Source organism: Chitinophaga sp. 01L420 (genome assembly GCF_056399985.1).
On record NZ_JBFTSK010000058.1, the window covers coordinates 20,434 to 40,438 of the forward strand.

Genomic DNA, 20,005 nt, shown 5'->3' on the forward strand with positions numbered 1-20,005 from the left:
AATGGGTTTAGATTTGGTCAATTTAAATATACCGAAAAAAAATTGGTTTTAATGGATTGGTAAAAAGGGATTAAAATAAAAATGCAGCGGAATTTTCCGCTGCATTTTTATTAAACGTATATCGCTGAAATACAATTACTGTTTACTTCATCCATTCCTGCAGGATGCCGCCGATTTTTTCAAACTCTATGAGGAAACCATCATGCCCATACGAAGAATCGATTTCATGATAAGTTGCATTTGGCAGGTAGGCAGCCATAAACTGCTGTTCCTCCGGTGGACATAAAATATCACTACTGATGCCTATCAGGAGCGTTGGCTGCTGAATATGGGAAAGGGTAGCGGTAATATTTTCATGGCGGCCACGCGCTATATTATGGCTGTCCATGGCTTTGGTGAGCAGCCAGTAAGTTTGCGCATTAAACCGTTTTACCAGTTTATCGCCCTGGTAGTTGATATAGGAAGAAGCCCGGAAATGATCTGTCTTTTCCTTGTCCTCATCAGATTGTGCCCGTACAAAGGTCTGGTAGTTACGATAGGTAAGCATTCCAATGGCCCTTGCTGCTTTAAGACCTTTAGCCCCGGCACTATGACAATCGTTTTGCCAGGTGTCATCGGCTTCAATGGCCAGCCGTTGCGCGGTATGAATAGCAATACCCCAGGCGCTTTCGGCAGCTCCGGTACACAACAGGAACAGCCGGTCAGTAACTCCCGGTTCTGTGAGTGCCCATTCCAGGGCCTGATATCCGCCCATAGAGCCACCAATCAGCAAATGGATACGTGGAATCTGCAGGTGTTGTCTTAATAATACATGCGCCTGTACCATATCCCGGATGGTGATGGCCGGAAAGCTCTTGTACCAGGGCTTTCCGGTTTCAGGATTGATGGTATGCGGGCCGCTGCTGCCATAACAGGAGCCTATAATATTTGCACACACGATAAAGTGTTTCGCCGGATCTATCGCTTTGTCTGGTCCTATTAAACCTGTCCACCAGTCAGCTACATCGCTGTTTGCCGTTAAGGCATGACATACCCATACCACATTACTGCCATCCTCATTCATAGTACCATAAGTATGGTACGCGATGTGTAATCCTGGTAATACCTGACCGGACTCTAACCGGAATGCTGCTTTACTGTGAAATACCTTTGCCGACAATGCTTCTTTGAATTTGCGCAAAACTAGTGAAAATTACGAATTACGAATTACGAATTACGGGATAATGTAGAAGAGCTGCGCTTACTCCCTTCTACATAGTCTCGTAATTCGTAATTCGTAATTCGTAATTCTTTTATTTTATCTTTGTTGAAGAAATACAATAATCATGAAGATAGCATTACAAAGAGTAGACGACGGATTTAATATGGAGGCGGTAGATGAAGGCGGCCATAAAGTACTGATGGACTCATCTCTGGAGAATGGCGGTAAGAATAACGGGGTAAGACCTATGCAAATGGTCATCATGGGCCTGGGCGGTTGTTCAGCCATTGATGTGATGATGATCCTGAAGAAACAACGCCAGGAAGTAATTGATTTCCGCATAGAAATTGAAGCGGAAAGAGAACAAGGCAAAGAACCTTCTCTCTGGGAATCAGCCCATCTTATTTTCCACCTCAAAGGTAATATCGATGCCGATAAAGCTGCTCGTGCAGTAGAATTGTCTATGAACAAATACTGTTCTGTGGCGGAAACCCTGCGTCAGGGTAAAACAAAACTGACCTGGGAAGTGAAACTGAACGCATAAACTGCTGTAATTACCATATCCATGAGCAAAGACAGAAATCAATACCAACCGGATACCAATGCTGTAAGAATTCAAATACCCAGAACTGATCAGATGGAACACGCTTCACCGATGTTCCTGACTTCCAGTTTTTGCTTTGATAATGCAGAAGAAATGCGCGCTACCTTCGCGGATGAAACCGACTTTAATATCTACAGTCGTTTCAGTAACCCCAACGTAGACGAGTTTGTACAGAAGATGTGCGCCCTTGAAGGAGGAGAAGCTGGTTATGCTACCGCCTCCGGGATGAGCGCTATTTTCGCCAGCTTCATGGCCCTGCTCAAAGCAGGCGACCACCTGCTGTCTGCCCGCTCCATCTTTGGATCTACCCATACCGTTATCACGAAGTTCCTGCCTAAGTGGGGAATTGAAACTTCCTATTTCGACATGACTGATCCTGCCGGCATTGAAGCGATGATCAAAACCAATACCCGGATGATCTTCGTGGAAACACCTTCCAATCCCGGACTGGAAATCATTGACCTGGAACTCCTGGCGGGTATTGCCAATAAGCATAATATCATTCTGAACGTAGACAACTGCTTTGCTTCGCCGGTATTACAACGGCCTATTGCTGCCGGTGCTCACCTGGTTACGCATTCTGCTACCAAGTGGATAGACGGACAGGGACGTGTACTCGGAGGCGTGGTAGTGGGTAAAAAAGAATTGATTAAAGAGATCCATACTTTCTGCAGAAGTACAGGTCCCGCTATGTCCCCGTTTAATGCATGGGTACTGAGTAAAAGCCTTGAAACACTGTATGTAAGAATGGAACGTCATACGGAAAGTGCGCTCAAACTGGCGCAGGCACTGGAAAGTAACCCACACCTGTTGTCCGTAAAGTATCCTTTCCTGCCCAGCCATCCCCAATATACTATTGCTAAAAAGCAAATGAGCGGGGGCGGTGGTATCGTTTGCTTCGAATTGAAAGGAGGCCTGCAACAGGGCGTGAAATTCCTGGATTCCCTGCAACTGCTGTCACTCACCGCTAACCTGGGAGACAGCCGCAGCATTGCCTCTCATCCGGCCAGCACCACCCATGCAAAACTCAGCGAGGAAGAAAGAGCTATCGCAGGGATTACACCGGGGCTGATACGGATTTCTGTAGGGCTGGAAAATATTAAAGATATTCTGGAAGATATAGAACAGGCGCTGGAGAAAAGTAAATAAAAATCATTGCACAGCTGACTAAAAGTAAAAAGATACTCCGTCCCGGAAGCTTACTTTAGTCAGCTGTTGTTGTAAGACAGGCACTGTAGCAAATCAATCTGGTAAGGAGTTTAGTTAACTTTTGTTGTAAATAAGTCTGGCATTGTAGCGAATCAACCTTTTTCTGTAAATCAACTTGTTTTAGTAATCTACCCCTATGAGAAAAGCATTACTATTGTTGACGCTGGTTTGTTCCCATCCATTTTTTACGAAGGCACAAAATAATCCTCCTGCCTATGATCATAAGATCATTGCAGTGTTGCCGGTCAGGGCAGTATTTGCTGAGTATAAGAATTTACTGGACAGCGGTATACAGGCATTCCGGGCACTTGAGCTAAAGTATGGTGTTCAATTGCAGGAGGCTTTGTATGAAACCGTTGCCGGTGATACTACCCGGCTCTTGGTGGAAGTGCAGCCCTGGCAAACAACGGATTCTATTTTGAAACGGGCAGGAGTAGATCTTCTTAAGATTCCCTGGCTGGATATGTCCGCTATTACGAAAGTTTTAAAGGTGGATGCATGTATTGTGACTACCATGAAATGTACCCAGCCACAAACGATAGGCTTCTTCACATCAGACTTGCTGCCCGTTTCGTTGATAACTGGTGCGGCAAATACAGCTTTTGCGATAATAAGGGACAGGATTAACAGAGATAAAAAAATATTTAGTTTTAGCCTTAAGGATGGTAAGTCCGGCAATGAAATCTGGACCTTCTCCCAAATGGTAACTTCCAAAGAACTGGTATTGGAGAAAGATAAAATGGTGCTTTCATCTTCCATCTTTAAAAAGTTCAGAAAACGATTCCCTTATTGCGATTAGTCCCCACATTTTTTGGACTTTTCTCCTTATATTAGAAAGATGAAATCCTTTGCACATTTTCTCCTTATCCTCATCGTGGCTTATGTAGCCGGTATGGTATTGCCCTGGTGGAGTGTAGCCCTCGTGGCTTTTCTTGTCACCCTGCTGATGCCTTTGTCTCCCGCCAAATCTTTTTTCAGTGCCTTCCTCAGCATATTTGTGTTGTGGATGATCCTGGCATTTTATACAGATGTAAGGAACGATCATATCCTGGCAAACAGGATGAGTGAAATGATTCTGAAGGTGCGCAGTGCACCCCTCATGGGAGTGGTAAGCGCCTTCCTGGGAGCATTGGTAGCAGGCTTTGGTGCAACTACAGCTGCGTTCTTAAGAGCTACCAAAAAACCTGCAAATAAACCTGCCTGATTACTTATCATGGCTGTTAAAATTCTGATAAAACAGTTTACCAGATAGGCTGGTAAACCGTTCGCATTTACATTTGGGACTATGATGAAATACCTGTCTGCCCTGTTTTGTATTTTTATTTCCAGCTATTGTCAGGCGAATGTGATCAAAGGCCGTGTAATGGACGGAAAAGATCAGCCACTTCCTTTTGCTACTGTATTTATTAAGGGAACCACCATCGGCACCACCACGAATGCTGCCGGACAGTATCAGCTGGATCTGCCACCAGGACAGTACACTGTAGTTTGTCAATACATCGGATATAAACGGACAGAACTCCCCATTAACGTTAACGCACCTACGCAAACGCTTGACTTCCGGCTGCAGCCGCTTAATATGCAGATCAAAGAAGTAGTAGTGAAAGCGAATGGAGAAGACCCTGCCTACGCCATTATACGGCAAGCCATTAAAAAACGACATGTCTATCAGCAACAGGTAAAGGAATATACCTGTATGTCTTACATCAAAGGCACCATCGGGATGATTAATGTTCCTGGAAGGATTTTGGGACAGAAGATAGATAAGGAAGACATGGGGGTAGACAGTACCGGTAAAGGCATAGTATTTCTCTCTGAATCAGTCATTAAAATATCCGCCCGGCAGCCCGATAAAATAAAACTGGAAGTCATCTCTTCCCGCCAAAGTGGTGGCGGTATGGGATTGAGCTTTCCTGCTATTATTAGTTTCTATAATAATAACGTGGCCGCTGTCAGTAGTCAGATGGGGCCTCGCGGATATATTTCTCCCATTGCCGAAAATGCGCTTGCCTACTACAAGTACCAGCTCGAAGGGGAGTTTATCGAAGATGGTAAAACGATTAACAAAATAAAGGTAATACCACGTCGCAAACAGGAACCTTTGTTTTCAGGATATATTTTTATTACAGATGGAGACTGGCGCATTCACAGCACGGACTTAATTCTTACAAGTGAGTACCAGCTGGAACTGATAGATACGCTCGTAATACGTCAAACACATGTGCCCGTAACGGCAAACGTGTGGCGGGTGAAAGACCAGGTGCTGCGTATTACTTTCAATAAATTTGGTTTCCGGATGGGTGGTACATTTGTAAACGTATATTCAGATTATAATGTGCATCCCAATTTTCCGCCGAAGTTTTTTGACAATGTGTTCCTGAAATATGATACTGCTTTTGATAAACAAAAACATGCCTATTGGGACAGCATCCGCCCGGTACCGCTGGAACCAGATGAGGTAAAAGATTACCACGTAAAAGACAGCACCGCCCAGGCCGCCCGGGATTCCTCTTTTTCCCGATATCACCTGGACTCATTGAAACAGAAACAAAAGCGTGTCAAACCCATGAGCATATTGTGGAATGGTGTAAAGCATAAGTATTATTTCCGTCGCGACAGTAGTATCCAGTTTCATTCACTCAACGTAAGAGGACTGGCGAAATCGCTGAAATATAATACCGTAGAAGGTCTTGCACTCGCCGTAGAACCAGAACTGATCATTAATACCGGAGAGGAAACCAGTTTACGCATCGCTCCTTATGTGAGATACGGTTTGAGCAATACTCACCTGAACGCCTACACGGAGATTGATTTTATAAACAACAGCCGGATCCGCAAACGCTACGGACAAAATACCTGGACGCTGGCAGGAGGGAAGCGTATTTCTCAGTTTAATAAGGATAATCCAATTGACAATATCACCAATGAGTTTTATACCCTGTTCCTGAAAGAGAACTATATGAAACTCTACGAAAACTGGTTCGCCAATCTGAAATACAGTCGTACGTTTCAGACAAATGACCGGTTATCTGTTGGCGTGAATTATGAAAGCAGGATGCCGGTGGAGAATACCACAGACTTTGTGTTCTTCAAAAATGATAAGAAAGCATTTACGCCCAATCACCCATATGAACTGGCAAATGTACCTTTTGAAAAGCACCAGGCCTTAGTGGTAGATATGAGCTTTACGTTTCAGCCAGGGCAACGGTTTATGGAACTCCCGGATCGAAAAGTCCCCTTTGGCTCCAAGTATCCGACCTTTAGAATTGAATATAGTAAAGGGATTCCGGACATTGCCAACAGCATAGTCGATTTTGATAAATGGAATTTTTCCGTGCAGGATAATATGAACTTTAGACTTCTCGGTGAATTCCGCTATCATATTGGCGTGGGTGGTTTCCTGAACGACCGGAATGTGCAGATACCCGATTACCAGCATTTTAATGGCAACCAGACCTTCTACAACATCAAGTACCTGAATAGCTTTCAGCTGGCGCCGTACTACCAGTATAGTACCACTGCCGCTTTTTACACAACCGCCAATGTGGAGCATCATTTCAATGGATTACTCACCAATAAAATTCCGTTGTTTAACAAGCTGAAATGGAACCTGGTAGCGGGTGCCAATGCTTTTTATGTAAATGGAGATAATAACTATGTGGAAGTATTCGGTGGTATTGAAAATATTATGAAGATGATCAGGGTAGATGTGGTGGCGGGTTACCAGAGTAAAGAAGATACCCGTATAGGTGTTCGCGTAGGCTTTGGAGGGATTCTGGGTAACGTCATCAAGTTTAAAGTCGACTGACAATGATGCCGGGGATTTCGTTACCACCTGTAATAGCTTGCCAGGTAACAAAATCCCCGTATCTCAACACACACAGACCAAGTTAGAATTTCACAGATTTCTTTCTGCTACTTTTCAACTCCTTCTTCTCATCAAAGAAATAAGCGAGTAATCTGTAAATCCAGATACCAACTACTGCATAAATAAAGTAAGTAATGTAAATACTCATAAAATAACATTTTCGGGTTAAACAATATTGCTTCTCTATATCAATTTTCAAAAAGGGTGCCAATCGGGGTTGTAACTTAAAAGCAAAGTTATATACAATAATTATCAAATAGTTATAAAATCAGAAATATTTTTTTGGGTGTTAAATGAACCTTTGGTTGACGGTTTACGTTAGTAAGATAATCATATTTGGACAAGCGCAGTGCACATTTTACTCACACGTACGTACCAAATGTATCGTCATCTTTTGAATTATCAGCTATGAGAAAAATAGCCCTCTATGCGCTGCTGGCCGGAATTATCCTCGCCGCAGCTGCCTACATTACGGAAATGAATGACCTGCCGGGAGCAGTGGAACTGAGAACCCCCGGTTTTGTGGGTTACATCTTCATTATCAGCGCAATAGCCTGGTTTTCTCTACAAGTCCTTTATAACTGGAGTAAAGAGGTAGACCCTTACCACTACTGATATTCCTGTATTTTTGCTACCTTTGCGCCCTGATCAGCTGCTCTTTTATAATTAAAGAGGGTTTGATTGAATTTTGTTCACTAGAGCAAGTGTCCTTAAAATTCAGGTGAATTATGGCATTACACAACAGAGTATCCGCCGCCGAGTTGAAACAACGGCTGGCAATGGAAACATTTAAACGCGTGACTGTTTCTTTCTACCAGTACGCAAAAATCCCCGATCCGCAATTATTTCGAGATCAATTGTACGCATCTCTCTTTCAGCTGGACACATTTGGACGCATCTATGTTGCACATGAAGGAATTAATGCCCAGGTGAGCGTTCCGGCGCATCATTTTGAGGCATTTAAGCAACAGTTGTATGCCATCGACTTCCTGAACGGCATCCGGCTCAATATCGCGGTAGATGATGACGGTAAATCCTTCTTTGTCCTGAAAATCAAAGTCCGGGATAAAATTGTAGCAGATGGTATAGAAGACCCCTCGTTCGATATGGCCAACCGTGGCCGGTATGTGGACGCTAAAACGTTCAATGAGCTCACAGCCGATCCCGACACCGTAATCGTGGATATGCGGAATCACTATGAGTATGAAGTGGGACATTTTGAAGGCGCCATAGAAGTACCATCAGACACTTTCCGCGATCAGCTGCCCATGGCAGTGGATATGCTGGCAGATCAGAAAGAAAAGAACATCATTATGTATTGCACCGGCGGTATCCGCTGTGAAAAAGCATCTGCCTACATGCTGCATAATGGATTTAAAAATGTATTTCACCTGGAAGGCGGTATCATTGAATACACCAACAAGGCAAAAGAACAAGGGTTACCGGTTAAATTCAAAGGTAAAAACTTTGTATTCGACGACAGGCTGGGAGAGCGTATCAGCGATGATATCATCAGCCATTGCCATCAATGCGGTGAACCTTGTGATACCCATACCAACTGTTTAAACGATGGTTGCCATCTTCTCTTTATCCAATGTGAAGCCTGCGCGAAAAAGTACGATGGCTGTTGTAGTGAATCCTGTCAGACGGTACATGCGCTACCAGCAGAACAACAGGCTGAAATGCGTAAGGGCGTAGAGAAAGGATTGATGTTTAATAAATCAAGACGTAAACGAATGCAGGAATAAAAAAATCCGCCCCGCGTTGTATCTTCTCGGCAGGGCGGAGTAGTTGACCATAAAATTGAATCGGCCGGAGTAATCTGGCCTTTCCTTTTTTATGACCATTCTATCAACCTATATGCGAACTAAAGTGGTTAGCTATTAGCTGTTAGCTTTTAGCTTTTAGTAAATGCAGCAAAGATGAACATAACATAATCTCCGCTGCATTTACTAACAGCTAACAGCTAACAGCTAAAAGCTAACAGCTAACAGCTCTCTTACAGTAAATCTTTCTTGCCTTTATATGCTCCGTAGAAAATGATGGGGAATACCAGCAAAGTCAGTACTGTTGCGGTAATCAATCCACCAATTACTACGATGGCCAGCGGCTTTTGTGTTTCGGAACCAATACCATGTGAAATCGCTGCAGGTATCAGACCAATAGCAGCCATCAGGGCAGTCATCACTACCGGCCGTATACGACTCTGGACCCCAAGCCTGATCGATTCATTCAGCGAAAGCCGCGCTTCCAGGTTTTTATGGAATACGGAGATGAGGATCACCCCATTCTGTATACAGATACCAAAGAGCGCAATAAAGCCCACCCCCGCAGAGATACCAAAGTTCATATTGGTAACATGCAGCGCCAGGATACCACCAATCAGCGCAAAAGGCACATTCATTAATACGAGACCAGCATCTTTTACGCTGCCCAGCATTATAAATAACACCATAAAAATGGCGATGATACTGATCGGTACTACCTGTCCCAAACGTTGGGTGGCACGTACCTGGTTTTCGAATTCACCCGTCCAGCCAATGCTGTAGCCTTTAGGCAGCTTCACGGCTTTATTGATTCTGGCCTGTGCTTCTGCAATGGTACTACCCAGGTCACGGTCACGCACAGAGAATTTCACCCCAATAAAACGCTTGTTGCTGTCGCGGTAAATGAATGCAGGGCCTGTGATGGTTTTAATATCTGCAATCTCTTTCAACGGTATTTTATTGTTGTTGATGGTAGGTACCATCAGGTTGGCGAGGTCGTCTTCCGTTTTCCGGTAGTTTTCATCGTAACGAATCCTGATATCAAATTTTTTCTCGCCTTCATACAGTTGTGTAGCTGTTTTACCACCAATTGCCATTTCAATCACCGCCTGCGCATCACCGGTGGCCACACCGTATTGCGCCATCTTGTTATCGTCCAGGTTGATGCTCATTTCCGGCTGACCGATATTCCGGATTACACCAAGATCTTTAATACCCTGCACTGTTTTCAACTGTGCTACTACCTGCTGGGACAAGGCTTCCAGCTTTACCAGGTCGTCGCCAAAGATCTTCACCCCATTGGCGGCCTTGAAACCTGCTACCGCTTCAGATACGTTATCACTGATAGGCTGGGAGAAGTTCAGGATAATACCGGGATATTTTTTCAGGCGCTGCTCCATCTGTGAGATGAGTTCGTCCTGCGTAATTTTGCGTTTCCATTCCTCTTTTGGCGCCAGATCTACCTGGTACTGCACAAAGTAGAAGCCGTTAGGATCGGTACCATCATTAGAACGGCCTACCTGCGACAACACCCTTTTTACTTCAGGGAATCCACCCAGGTCTTCCCGGATGGCATGTGCCATTTTGGTGCTTTCTGTCATCGACATACTCATCGGCAGCTCTGTAGTCACCCACAGCGAGCCTTCATTCAGCTGAGGCAGGAACTCCGTTCCCAGGAATTTGGCAGAAATAAAAGTCAGCACCATAAAAGCCAACGCCAGGGTAATACTTAAACGTTTGTTCCGGTAGGTCCAGCCAAAGCCTTTCATGACAATGCGGTCGAAGAAAATAACCAGCACGTTATGCTTCTCTTTCACATTTCTGTTAAGCAAAATAGAACACAGCACCGGCACCAGTGTTAAGGTAAACAGGAGTGCGCCCAGTAATGCAAAGCCCAATGTCCAGGCCAGCGGAGAGAACATTTTGCCTTCTACTTTCTGGAAAGAGAAGATAGGAATGAGGGAGATGATAATAATGAGTTTGGAGAAGAAGATGGCCTTCGCCAGTTCTCCACCGGTTTGCTTGATCCATCCCAGCTTGGCCATCTTGTTAAAGCGCGCCATGCCATACTTTTGTGCCTTGTGATCAAGCATCACGAAGATACCCTCTACCATCACTACGGCCCCGTCTATGATGATACCGAAGTCAATCGCCCCCATCGACAGCAAGTTGGCACTCATGCCTTTCAAACGTAAACACATGAAAGCAAATAACAGCGCCAGCGGGATAATGATAGATACGATCACGGTAGTACGCCAGTCGGCCATGAACAGGAATACGATCACGGTAACGAAGATGATACCTTCCGCGAGGTTGTGCATCACCGTGTGGGTACAGAACTCCATCAGGTTATCCCGGTCGTAGAAGGTCTCCATTTTAATATCATCCGGCAAAATGGTTTCATTCAGCTCCTTCAGTTTCTCTTTCAGTTTGATCAGTACTTCTGAAGGATTTTCACCTTTACGCATCACCACAATACCTTCTACCAGGTCATCATTTTTATCAATACCTACCTGTCCCACACGTGGGGCAGAGGCTTCGTGCACGTTGGCAAGATCTTTTACCAGCAGGGGTACTCCATTGATATTTTGCACAATAATATTATTGATATCGGGGATGCTGTTCAGCAAACCAATACCACGAACTACATATGCCTGTCCATTTTTTTCAATTACATCACCACCTACGTTCACGTTACTTTTGGTAACAGCCTGGTATAATTCCAGCGGGGTGATGTCGTATTTGGCGAGTCTTACGGGATCGGCAGAAATTTCATAGATCTTCTCCTGCCCACCAAATGCTACCACATCTGCTACACCGGGTACACTACGGATCTGCCGGTCTATCACCCAGTTTTGCCAGGTCAGCAGGTCGCGCGAATCCCGCTTACTGCTTTTCAGGTAGTAACGGAAAATTTCGCCGGTAGGACCGTATGGTGGCTGCACCTCGGGTTCGGCGCCTTCCGGAAGTCCTAAGCCTCCCAACATATTGTTCACCTGCTGTCGTGCAAAGAAATCTTCCACGTCATCATCAAACATTATTTTTACCACGGACAAACCGAACATGGTAACAGAGCGCACACTGGTTTTCTTTTGCACCGCATTCATAGCTACTTCTATGGGCAGTGTTACAAAACGTTCTACTTCCTGTGCACTGCGACCGTTCCATTTGGTAACAATCACGATCTGCGTATTGGTTACATCCGGAAATGCTTCAATAGGCGTATGCAAAAAGGAAAACACGCCTGCAGCAATCAGCGTAGCCACACTGATGAATACAAACAGTTTATTCCTCAGCGAAAAAGCTACAATATTTCTAATGAATTTATTCATAACTCCTGTTCTTTAGAATGCCACTCTGGTCCTTATTCCCACGATATTAACCGGTCCGCGGTCGCTGTTGTAAGCAGGATGCAGCACAAACTGGTAATCAGGGCTCAGGGCAATATGTAGCCTGGTAATGTTACATTGATAGAAAACTTCAGCAATCATTTCGGGTGTGTAGTTCAACTGACCATCGCCAACCATAAAGCCGGAGCCGCCGGCAGCGAGGTAGTTACGGTGATCTTTGGATAACCCATTTACCACCAGTGCTACGCCTACGTTGTCCTGTGCGCGATGCCAGCGCTGTCCGTTTTGCAACCATCCGGCGCTAATGGAACGATCTATTTCCGTGTAGGCCCAGGTTTCATTATGACCGTCATTCCAGGATGCTTTCAGAAAAGCGCCGCCGTCTTTCGTGATCTCCTGGTCTATATTAACAGCGAAACCATATTTGGTACGACCGTCTTTTCTGACACCGGTAATGTCCGGTGTATCTACCGCTACTTTCACCGCCTCATTATAATTACCCATAGGAGCCTGGTTAATGAATGCCATTACACGCACATTTCCTTCATGTTTATTCAGTGTATGCGTGTGCGTTACCTCCACTACTTCTCCATTGGATTTTCCGTAGTGATAATTAAGGGTAGGACCATTAGCAGTGGTAGGTTCCAGCGAAGTCGCTGCCTGTACCTGCCAGTTATCTTTGCGGTATTGTACGGTCAGCGCCATGGTATAGCCACGTACATCGGCAGGATAATCCCAGGCGGCATTACTCATCAGCGACCAGTTCAGGAACTGGGTGCGGGGATCATGACTGTATACGTTCTGATCGAAGAAGTCGGCCAGACAGTATTTACCGCCTATGAAGCGCAGGTAATGTGTAGGAGTGGTGCCGGCTACATTGTTGATATCATCCTCATCTTCCTCCACATGGGATGTTAACGGTAACGTATAAACGCCGTATGCACGTGCCAGGTATATAGTTGGTTTGGGATTACCCACGCGGAATGTTTCTCCGTTAGGGAAACCCGCAATGCCGGTGGCATGGCTGAGACCTTCACCACCGGCGAGTTCCGGGTTGATATATAATTCCAGATTTTTTAGCGGACGAATACCTGCGTAAATGGTGCTGGTAATGGAGGTAGCACCTTTTTCATGGGTAAGAAAGCTGTTAGGCCCGGAATACTTCGCCTGGAAGTCCGGATGCCATTGTGTTACCAACGTTTGCTGGAAATGGAAAGAGTAGGGGATAATGCTATCCGTCTTCTTATCCTGCGCCAGCAAGCGGGTACTGCTTAATGCCAGTATACCTATGGAAAATAATTGCTTCATTACCTGGTTAGTCTTTAAGTGCATCGTAAATGAGCAATTGATTTTTGGAGATTACTTTCTCCTCCGCACTGAGGCCGGATGACAGGTAAGTAATATCGCCGGAAGTTTTAGCTACTTCTACCTGACGCACTGCAATGTTGAATTTGTCTTTAAATACCAGCACATAATTTTTACTGTTATCAAAGATGACGGCCGCAGAAGGAACCGCTATTTTTTGATCGTTATCCTGGTATTTTACATATACCGTTGCAAACATTTCCGGCTTCAGCAGCATGTTTTTATTATCTATGCTGATTCTTACCTGCATGGTTTTGGTAGCTGGATCCAGGAAGTTATATATCTTATCAATCTTGCCATGGAAAGGCTCATCAGGGTAGCTGACCGTAACTACGTCTGCCTGGTAACCCTCTTTAATACGGGCAATATCCGTTTCAAAAACATTGGCCATTACCCACACATCATCCAGTTCAGAGATGGTGAAAATGTTGGCGCTGTTATCCGAACGGATCTCCATATTGTTGTTGATATTTTTTTCAATGATATAGCCGGAGATTGGCGCTGTTACCAGGTAGGTAGCACCTTTACCTTTTTTGTAAATTTTAAACAGGTCATTGAGGCGGTTGATTTCTGCATCTGATTTCTGTACTTCACCTTTGGCATTCACTACATCTTTTTCGGTGCTCAACCGGCTGTCGTACAAGTCCTGCGCTACTTTCAGGTTTTTATCTGCCACATTATGATCAGATTTTGCCTGCGCCAGTTGCTTTTCATAGTCAGCAATTTCCGCACTATGTATCACGGCCAGTACCTGACCTTTTTGTACATAATCACCCAGCTGTACTTTAATATCTTCTACATAACCACTCACCAGCGGATATACTTTCAATACCTTACCACCGTTAGGTGTTACTTTGCCGGAAAGACGAAGCTCATTCAGTACCGGTTGTATATGCGCGGTATCGATGCGTATATTTTTCAGCATGGTATCGCTGAGCACAAAAGTGGTCTTCTCTGAATCCTCTGCCTGGCTGTGTTTGCAGCCACTCCATAAAATGGTGGCCAGCAGCGAAAAGCCAATAATGATGATAGGCTGTTTCATGCGCTTAATTTTTAAATAGTTCTTGTCCTGTTGCATAGTTGAGTTCTTCGTAGGCATTTACCCGGTTGGATAAAAACTTGTTAATATTTTTTGCGTTGTCGCTGTAGCTGTTGAAATAATCAATAAACTGCAGCAGGGAGATATTGCCTTTACTGAAGTTTTTAGCCACTTCCTCAATAAGAGTGTCAAACTCACCCTGGAACTGATGCAGGTCAAATCCTTTGTAACGCTTTTCCAGCGCTATGATACGCTGATAGGCATTGAGTACTTCTGTTTGTGCGATAGATTGTTGTTGCAGCAGTTGTTGTTGTTCGCTGCCAATCTGTAATTGCGCTGCACGGATATTCCCCTGGTTGCGGTTCCATGTCGGAAGGTCAATACCCAGGGTAAGACCCACAAAATTTGGCGTATAACTGCCTTGCTTATCATAGGTAGCACCTACGTGCAGATCCGGTACTGCCAGCGATTTTTGGAGGCGATAGTTCAGCTGGGCGGTCTGGTATTGCATATCTGCTATCCTGACGTCAGGTCTGTTTAATGATACACTATCGAGCAGCTGGGGGAGTTGTATTTTATCCAGGTTGTATGAAGCCAGATCTGCAGGTTGCAGCCTGGCCTCATAAAAATCCCTGGTATGTAACAATTGTTGCAGGTTTTTCTGAGATTCTAATTCCTGTTGTTTCAGGTCGGCAAAGTCATTCTCAATGCCTACCTGCAGGGCCTGTAGCCTTACCAGGTCTGCATGTGCCACTACGCCTTTTTTATCGGCAGTGACATAGGCATCTACAATTTTCTGCAGATTTTCCAGCTGCTCTTTTAACACCGTCTCCGTTTGTTGCTGGTAGTACATATTGTAGAAGTTCTCCCGGAGCTGTAAACGAAGGGTACGTAGCAATTCATCAAAGTTTGCTTCACTCATTTTCGCTGCGGCAGCAGCCAGTTGTATGCTTTTATTTCTTTTACCGGCGAGTTGTATTAGCTGGTCCAGGTTGTACTGCGTTTCACCACCGGCACCAACATTAAACGGTTTAAATTTATCGGTACTACCAAAACCAAGTACGGTGCTGAAAGAAGGATTGCTCCACATTTTAGCCTGTCGTATCAATGCTTTGGAAGCATCTATCTGGTAACGTTGTGCCAGCAATGCATAATTTTTTACCAGGAAGGAGTCCTCTACAGATTGTAAGGTAACGGTCTGTGGAGACGTTTGTGCCTGTGAAGGTTGAATATAGCCCAGGCAGGAAACACACGCTGTCAGGAACAGCATCCTTATAGTTCGCATAATGCCAAATTTCATGACACAAAGCTCACAAAGGCGAATTAAAGGGGCCTTTAAGGAAGATTAAAAATGGCTTAAAGAATTATAGATGGGGGAGCATCACGGTAAAAGTAGTGCCTTCTGCTTGCGTAGAAGTAACAGTGATATGCCCGTTGTGAATTTGCACGATCTTCTTACAGATCGACAAACCAAGGCCATGGCCACGGATTTGAAGTGCATTGTGTCCACGGTAAAAGGGCTCAAATATTTTATTGATTTCATCAGGAGGAATACCAATTCCCGTATCTTTTATCTGCACTGTAATGTACTGTGTGAAAAAATCGATAGACACCAACGCGGTATTGTTCCCCGAAAATTTGCAGGCATTATCAATCAGATTCAGGAAAAGTACCTTCAGCAGGTTTTCATTTCCATAGCAGGTCACCAACGAATCATTATCGGGCACTTTCACAAAATGGATTTCCACTTTACTGGCCGTCTTTTGTTTGAGCCGGATCAGGGTGGTCATCTCCATCAGCAGTTCGTCAATACGCACATTGCTCAATACAAACTCCTGCTGCCGCATTTCTGACTGTGCCAGCTGTAACAGGCCATTGGAAAGATCCGAGAGATTCTCGGCATCTTCCAGCACAGAAGTCAGCAACGCCAGGTATTCCTCCCGGGATCTGTCTTTCGACAAAGCTACCTGTAACTGGCTGATGATGGCTGCCAATGGGGTACGCAGCTCATGTGAAGCATTGCTTACAAAGCTCTTCTGGAGATGGAAAGACTCACTGAGGCGTTGCAGCATCGTGTTGAAGTTGGCACCCAGCTTGGCTATTTCATCTTTACCTTTTACGGCCACCTGTGTATCCTGCATATTATTAGCATTGATACTATCTACCTGCTGCACCAGCTGGTCGATAGGTTGTACCATTTTTCGCGCAAAGAAATAACCCACACCAACCAGTACGATAACAGCTGTGATCAGCTCCAGCAGCAGGATCTGGCGGAGGTTCTGCAGGTTCTGGAAACCATATTTATCAAAGGAAGAAACGATTACAATAACAGAAACATCTCCTTCAGTATAATATACGCCTACTACTTCGCCGCTTCCTTTATCGTAACTGTATAGCTTATTTTCTTTAATGTAGTTAAGCAAACTGGGATACGTACGGATGGTCGTATCTTTCAGGTTACTATATAGCAGGTCGTAATTAGGATTATATACCAGGATCGTTTCTTTATAAAGATCCTGGAAGGTGGTACGATCCAGTTTACGCAGCAGATCAACCTTTACATTGCCATCTTCAATAATCACATTGGCAATGGAACGGGCGCGGTATTCCAGTCGCTCCAGGTATTCTGCCTTCCGTGATTTAGCCGAAAAATAATAGGCCAGCACCGCAAATGCAATGAGCATCAGCGTAGCCGAAATGGTATAATAGAGCGCTATTTTGTACTTGATCTTCAATCAGAAAAGGGAAGGAGGTTTATTCTTCAGAAAGATAATATCCCATACCGGTTTTGGTATGCAATAGTTTCTGTTCAAAATCCTTATCTATTTTTTTGCGGAGGAAGTTCATATATACCTCAATCACGTTGGTACCGGTATCAAAATCGATATCCCATACCTTTTCAGCGATGGTAAGTTTGGAGATGACTTTGCCTTTGTGCATGGCCAGGAATTCCAGCAACTGGTATTCTTTGGCGGTGAGGGCAATTTTTTTGCCGCCGCGGGTAACATCTTTCTTCTCGCGGTCTATTTCCAGGTCGGCGATACTTATTTTGTATTGGGTGCCGTGTGTGGCTTCAGAGCCGGCTCTTTTCAGGAATACCCGGATACGCGCCAGCAGTTCACGGAAGTCGAAGGGTTTTATGAGGTAGTCATCGGCGCCCAGTTCAAAGGCCTGCATTTTATCTTCCATACCACCAAGGGCGGTGAGCATGATTACCGGAACCCGGTTGTTTTTATGGCGGATCACTTCACACAGTTCATAGCCGTTGTGATGGGGGAGGTTCAGGTCCAGGATCACCAGGTCGTAATTATTGCTGGTGGCTAATCCTTTGCCAATGCGGCCGTCGTAGGCTACATCCACGTCAAAACCATTTTCTTCCAGCCCTTTCTTCACGGCATTGGCCACTTTTACTTCGTCTTCAACTACCAGTATTTTCTGCATACGATATGAAATTACGAATTACGGATTACAAATTACGAATTTGCGCGGAGATCTTCGCGTTTACTATCTTCCCGCAAATGCGTAATTCGTAATTCGTAATTCATAATTCTTTATTCTTTCCTCAGCTGGTCAGATTCGCTTCCAGCTGCATTATTTTTTCAAACAACTGTTCATATTGCTGATTTGCCCGGTCCAGGTATTTTTGTACATCCTGGTATTCGTTTTCTACCTGGGCAAATTTTGTTTTGTCATTGTAAACATCAGGTGTTCCCAAACTGGCTTCCAGGCTGGCTTTTCGTTCTTTCAAGCTGGCCACCTGACCTTCTACCTGCGAAAACTGCTTTTGCTGTTTCTGCAATTCGCGCTGTACTTCTTTGTTGATAGCACCTTTGCCTGCGTCTACGGTTGCAGCGGTATTTTGCTGACGGGTATCTTTTTTCGTTTCTGCGTTAGCGTTAGTCTTTGCAGGTGCCTGCTGTTGGGCTGCCATTCTCTTTTTCCAATCTTCATACTCATTGTAGGTGCCCTTGAATTCCTTGATCTCACCATCCACAATTTCCCAGATCTTATTGGCGGTCTGGCTCACAAAGTAACGATCATGCGATACCAGTACCAGGCTACCATCGTATTTGTTCAACGCATCAATCAGCATCTGAACAGAGTTCATGTCAAGGTGGTTGGTAGGCTCATCGAGCATCAGGAAGTTCGCCTGACTGATAATGGTTTTAGCGAGTGCCACACGTGCTTTTTCTCCTCCGGACAGGATCTTGATCTTTTTGAATACATCATCACCGGTAAAGAGGAAACAGCCTAATAACTGGCGTAATTCCAGTTCTGTACGACCGCTGCCAAAGTTTTTCAGTTCATCCAGGATTTCACTGCCCATATCCAGCGATTCCAGCTGGTGCTGTGCATAGAAACTGGTTACTACGTTGTGGCCGGGTACTCTTTCACCTTCCATCGATTCCATACCGAAGATGATCCGGAGCAGGGTTGACTTACCTTTACCGTTGGCACCGATCAGGGCGATCTTATCACCGCGGTTGATTTCTGCACTGGTGTTTTTAAGGATTTCTATGTTCCCGTAGCTTTTGCTGATATTATTCAGGGTACATAAAATCTTACCAGGTGTTTTATCTACCGTAAAGTTAATTTTGATTTTAGACGGACCATTATCGGTTTGCTCTACGCGCTCCAGTTTATCCAGCCTTTTGGCGATACTCTGTGCCTGTGCTGCTTTGGAAGCTTTGGCTTTAAATCGCTCAATAAAGCGTTCCTGCTGACGGATATAGTCCTGCTGGTTTTCATATGCACGCTGCTGCATTTCACGGCGGAGTTCTTTTTCCACTTCGTAATCAGCGTAAGAGCCAGCGTAGTGGTGCAGTTGCTGTTGGTATACTTCCACGATCCTGTTGACCATGCGGTCCAGGAAGAACCGGTCATGCGATACAATGATCACCGCACCGTTATAACCAATCAGGTATTTTTCCAGCCATTCRATAGATGGAAGATCCAGGTGGTTCGTGGGTTCATCGAGCATCAGTACATCCGGCTGCTGCAGGATTAACCGGGCCAGCAGCACACGCATACGCCATCCACCGGAAAACTGGTTGTAGGGGCGGTCCAGGTCGGCTGTGGTAAAACCTAAGCCTTCCAGTACCTGGGCCGTTTTGTGCTTCATGTTGTAGCCATCCAGTGCCTCAAATTCATGGAGGGCATCGCTGAATTTATGCAGCAATTCTTCTGTCTGGCTATCTTCCAGCTCTTTGGTAATACGCTCAATATCTTTTTCCAGTTCCAGCGCTTTACCAAAGGCCATCATGCCCACAGTAAGAATAGATTCATCGGTTTCAAAGCTGAGCAGGTCCTGGTTAAAGAAACCAATTGTCAGATTTTTACTTTTATTAATACTTCCTTTGGAAATGGAATATTCCCCATTGATAATGCGTAACAGGGTAGACTTGCCGGTACCATTCAACCCGATAAGACCAACACGGTCGCCCGGTTCTATATGCCAGGAAGAATCTTCCAGTATAACCCTGGATCCAAACTCAAACGTAATGTCCTGTAAAGCGATCAACATAAAAAATAAAAAAATTGGATAAAAAACGTGCAAAGTTAAGGATAAATGTCCGTATTTGGTGGATTTTGTCTGATGTTAC

16 protein-coding genes are annotated in these 20,005 nt (G+C 44.8%); 7 read left to right on the forward strand and 9 right to left on the reverse strand.

The window, feature by feature from the left end; genetic code table 11:
* Nucleotides 1–142: 142 nt before the first annotated feature.
* A complete protein-coding gene (gene metX / locus AC1DP6_RS32695) occupies nt 143–1,180 on the reverse strand; it encodes a homoserine O-acetyltransferase MetX (protein ID WP_477058627.1) in 1,038 nt (345 codons plus the stop codon).
* A gap of 145 nt (nt 1,181–1,325) precedes the next feature.
* On the opposite strand from metX, the gene AC1DP6_RS32700 reads away from it, so the two are divergent.
* From AC1DP6_RS32700 to AC1DP6_RS32720, 5 genes are all read left to right on the forward strand, one after another.
* Entirely contained in the window at nt 1,326–1,745 is a 420-nt protein-coding gene (locus AC1DP6_RS32700; RefSeq protein WP_441577051.1) for an OsmC family protein, read from the forward strand.
* Between the two features lie 21 nt (nt 1,746–1,766).
* Nucleotides 1,767–2,954, forward strand: coding sequence for an O-succinylhomoserine sulfhydrylase (locus AC1DP6_RS32705; protein ID WP_477058628.1), 1,188 nt, complete (start codon nt 1,767–1,769; stop codon nt 2,952–2,954).
* Nucleotides 2,955–3,150: 196 nt separating this feature from the next.
* The gene (locus AC1DP6_RS32710; RefSeq protein ID WP_477058629.1) at nt 3,151–3,813 is read left to right on the forward strand and encodes a hypothetical protein; all 663 of its coding nucleotides are present in this window, start codon (nt 3,151–3,153) and stop codon (nt 3,811–3,813) included.
* Between the two features lie 39 nt (nt 3,814–3,852).
* Nucleotides 3,853–4,218 (forward strand): hypothetical protein, encoded by a 366-nt coding sequence (locus AC1DP6_RS32715; RefSeq protein ID WP_477058630.1) that lies wholly within the window; start codon nt 3,853–3,855, stop codon nt 4,216–4,218.
* 81 nt (nt 4,219–4,299) lie between these two features.
* A complete protein-coding gene (locus AC1DP6_RS32720) occupies nt 4,300–6,822 on the forward strand; it encodes a DUF5686 and carboxypeptidase regulatory-like domain-containing protein (RefSeq protein WP_477058631.1) in 2,523 nt (840 codons plus the stop codon).
* A gap of 82 nt (nt 6,823–6,904) precedes the next feature.
* Here the strand turns inward: AC1DP6_RS32720 and AC1DP6_RS32725 are convergent, their stop codons facing one another.
* Nucleotides 6,905–7,030 (reverse strand): hypothetical protein, encoded by a 126-nt coding sequence (locus AC1DP6_RS32725; protein ID WP_291923810.1) that lies wholly within the window; start codon nt 7,028–7,030, stop codon nt 6,905–6,907.
* A gap of 260 nt (nt 7,031–7,290) precedes the next feature.
* Here AC1DP6_RS32725 and AC1DP6_RS32730 point away from each other — a divergent pair, with 260 nt between their 5' ends.
* Complete coding sequence (locus AC1DP6_RS32730) at nt 7,291–7,497, forward strand: hypothetical protein (protein ID WP_477058632.1); 207 nt, start codon at nt 7,291–7,293, stop codon at nt 7,495–7,497.
* 113 nt (nt 7,498–7,610) lie between these two features.
* Nucleotides 7,611–8,630 carry an oxygen-dependent tRNA uridine(34) hydroxylase TrhO gene (gene trhO / locus AC1DP6_RS32735; RefSeq protein ID WP_477058633.1) on the forward strand — a complete coding sequence of 340 codons (1,020 nt, stop codon included), beginning with the start codon at nt 7,611–7,613 and terminating at the stop codon, nt 8,628–8,630.
* A gap of 251 nt (nt 8,631–8,881) precedes the next feature.
* Here the strand turns inward: trhO and AC1DP6_RS32740 are convergent, their stop codons facing one another.
* The 7 genes from AC1DP6_RS32740 to AC1DP6_RS32770 all read right to left on the reverse strand — a co-directional run bounded on the left by AC1DP6_RS32740 (nt 8,882) and on the right by AC1DP6_RS32770 (nt 19,926).
* Complete coding sequence (locus tag AC1DP6_RS32740; RefSeq protein ID WP_477058634.1) at nt 8,882–11,980, reverse strand: efflux RND transporter permease subunit; 3,099 nt, start codon at nt 11,978–11,980, stop codon at nt 8,882–8,884.
* A 12-nt stretch (nt 11,981–11,992) separates the two neighbouring features.
* Nucleotides 11,993–13,306 (reverse strand): carbohydrate porin, encoded by a 1,314-nt coding sequence (locus AC1DP6_RS32745; RefSeq protein ID WP_477058635.1) that lies wholly within the window; start codon nt 13,304–13,306, stop codon nt 11,993–11,995.
* A gap of 7 nt (nt 13,307–13,313) precedes the next feature.
* Nucleotides 13,314–14,405: an efflux RND transporter periplasmic adaptor subunit gene (locus AC1DP6_RS32750; RefSeq protein WP_477026451.1), complete on the reverse strand. Its 1,092-nt coding sequence runs from the start codon at nt 14,403–14,405 to the stop codon at nt 13,314–13,316.
* Nucleotides 14,406–14,409: 4 nt separating this feature from the next.
* Nucleotides 14,410–15,687: a TolC family protein gene (locus AC1DP6_RS32755; RefSeq protein ID WP_477058636.1), complete on the reverse strand. Its 1,278-nt coding sequence runs from the start codon at nt 15,685–15,687 to the stop codon at nt 14,410–14,412.
* 79 nt (nt 15,688–15,766) lie between these two features.
* Nucleotides 15,767–17,137 (reverse strand): HAMP domain-containing sensor histidine kinase, encoded by a 1,371-nt coding sequence (locus AC1DP6_RS32760; protein WP_477058637.1) that lies wholly within the window; start codon nt 17,135–17,137, stop codon nt 15,767–15,769.
* A gap of 19 nt (nt 17,138–17,156) precedes the next feature.
* Nucleotides 17,157–17,843, reverse strand: coding sequence for a response regulator (locus AC1DP6_RS32765; RefSeq protein WP_133811153.1), 687 nt, complete (start codon nt 17,841–17,843; stop codon nt 17,157–17,159).
* A 121-nt stretch (nt 17,844–17,964) separates the two neighbouring features.
* A complete protein-coding gene (locus tag AC1DP6_RS32770) occupies nt 17,965–19,926 on the reverse strand; it encodes an ABC-F family ATP-binding cassette domain-containing protein (protein ID WP_477058638.1) in 1,962 nt (653 codons plus the stop codon).
* Nucleotides 19,927–20,005: the final 79 nt, after the last annotated feature.

Coding starts and splice junctions, on each gene's coding strand:
- AC1DP6_RS32700 (WP_441577051.1), top strand. CDS start 1,326: ATGAAGATAGCATTACAAAGAGTAGACGACGGATTTAATATGGAGGCG.
- AC1DP6_RS32705 (WP_477058628.1), top strand. CDS start 1,767: ATGAGCAAAGACAGAAATCAATACCAACCGGATACCAATGCTGTAAGA.
- AC1DP6_RS32710 (WP_477058629.1), top strand. CDS start 3,151: ATGAGAAAAGCATTACTATTGTTGACGCTGGTTTGTTCCCATCCATTT.
- AC1DP6_RS32715 (WP_477058630.1), top strand. CDS start 3,853: ATGAAATCCTTTGCACATTTTCTCCTTATCCTCATCGTGGCTTATGTA.
- AC1DP6_RS32720 (WP_477058631.1), top strand. CDS start 4,300: ATGATGAAATACCTGTCTGCCCTGTTTTGTATTTTTATTTCCAGCTAT.
- AC1DP6_RS32725 (WP_291923810.1), bottom strand. CDS start 7,030: ATGAGTATTTACATTACTTACTTTATTTATGCAGTAGTTGGTATCTGG.
- AC1DP6_RS32730 (WP_477058632.1), top strand. CDS start 7,291: ATGAGAAAAATAGCCCTCTATGCGCTGCTGGCCGGAATTATCCTCGCC.
- trhO (WP_477058633.1), top strand. CDS start 7,611: ATGGCATTACACAACAGAGTATCCGCCGCCGAGTTGAAACAACGGCTG.
- AC1DP6_RS32740 (WP_477058634.1), bottom strand. CDS start 11,980: ATGAATAAATTCATTAGAAATATTGTAGCTTTTTCGCTGAGGAATAAA.
- AC1DP6_RS32745 (WP_477058635.1), bottom strand. CDS start 13,306: ATGAAGCAATTATTTTCCATAGGTATACTGGCATTAAGCAGTACCCGC.
- AC1DP6_RS32750 (WP_477026451.1), bottom strand. CDS start 14,405: ATGAAACAGCCTATCATCATTATTGGCTTTTCGCTGCTGGCCACCATT.
- AC1DP6_RS32755 (WP_477058636.1), bottom strand. CDS start 15,687: ATGCGAACTATAAGGATGCTGTTCCTGACAGCGTGTGTTTCCTGCCTG.
- AC1DP6_RS32765 (WP_133811153.1), bottom strand. CDS start 17,843: ATGCAGAAAATACTGGTAGTTGAAGACGAAGTAAAAGTGGCCAATGCC.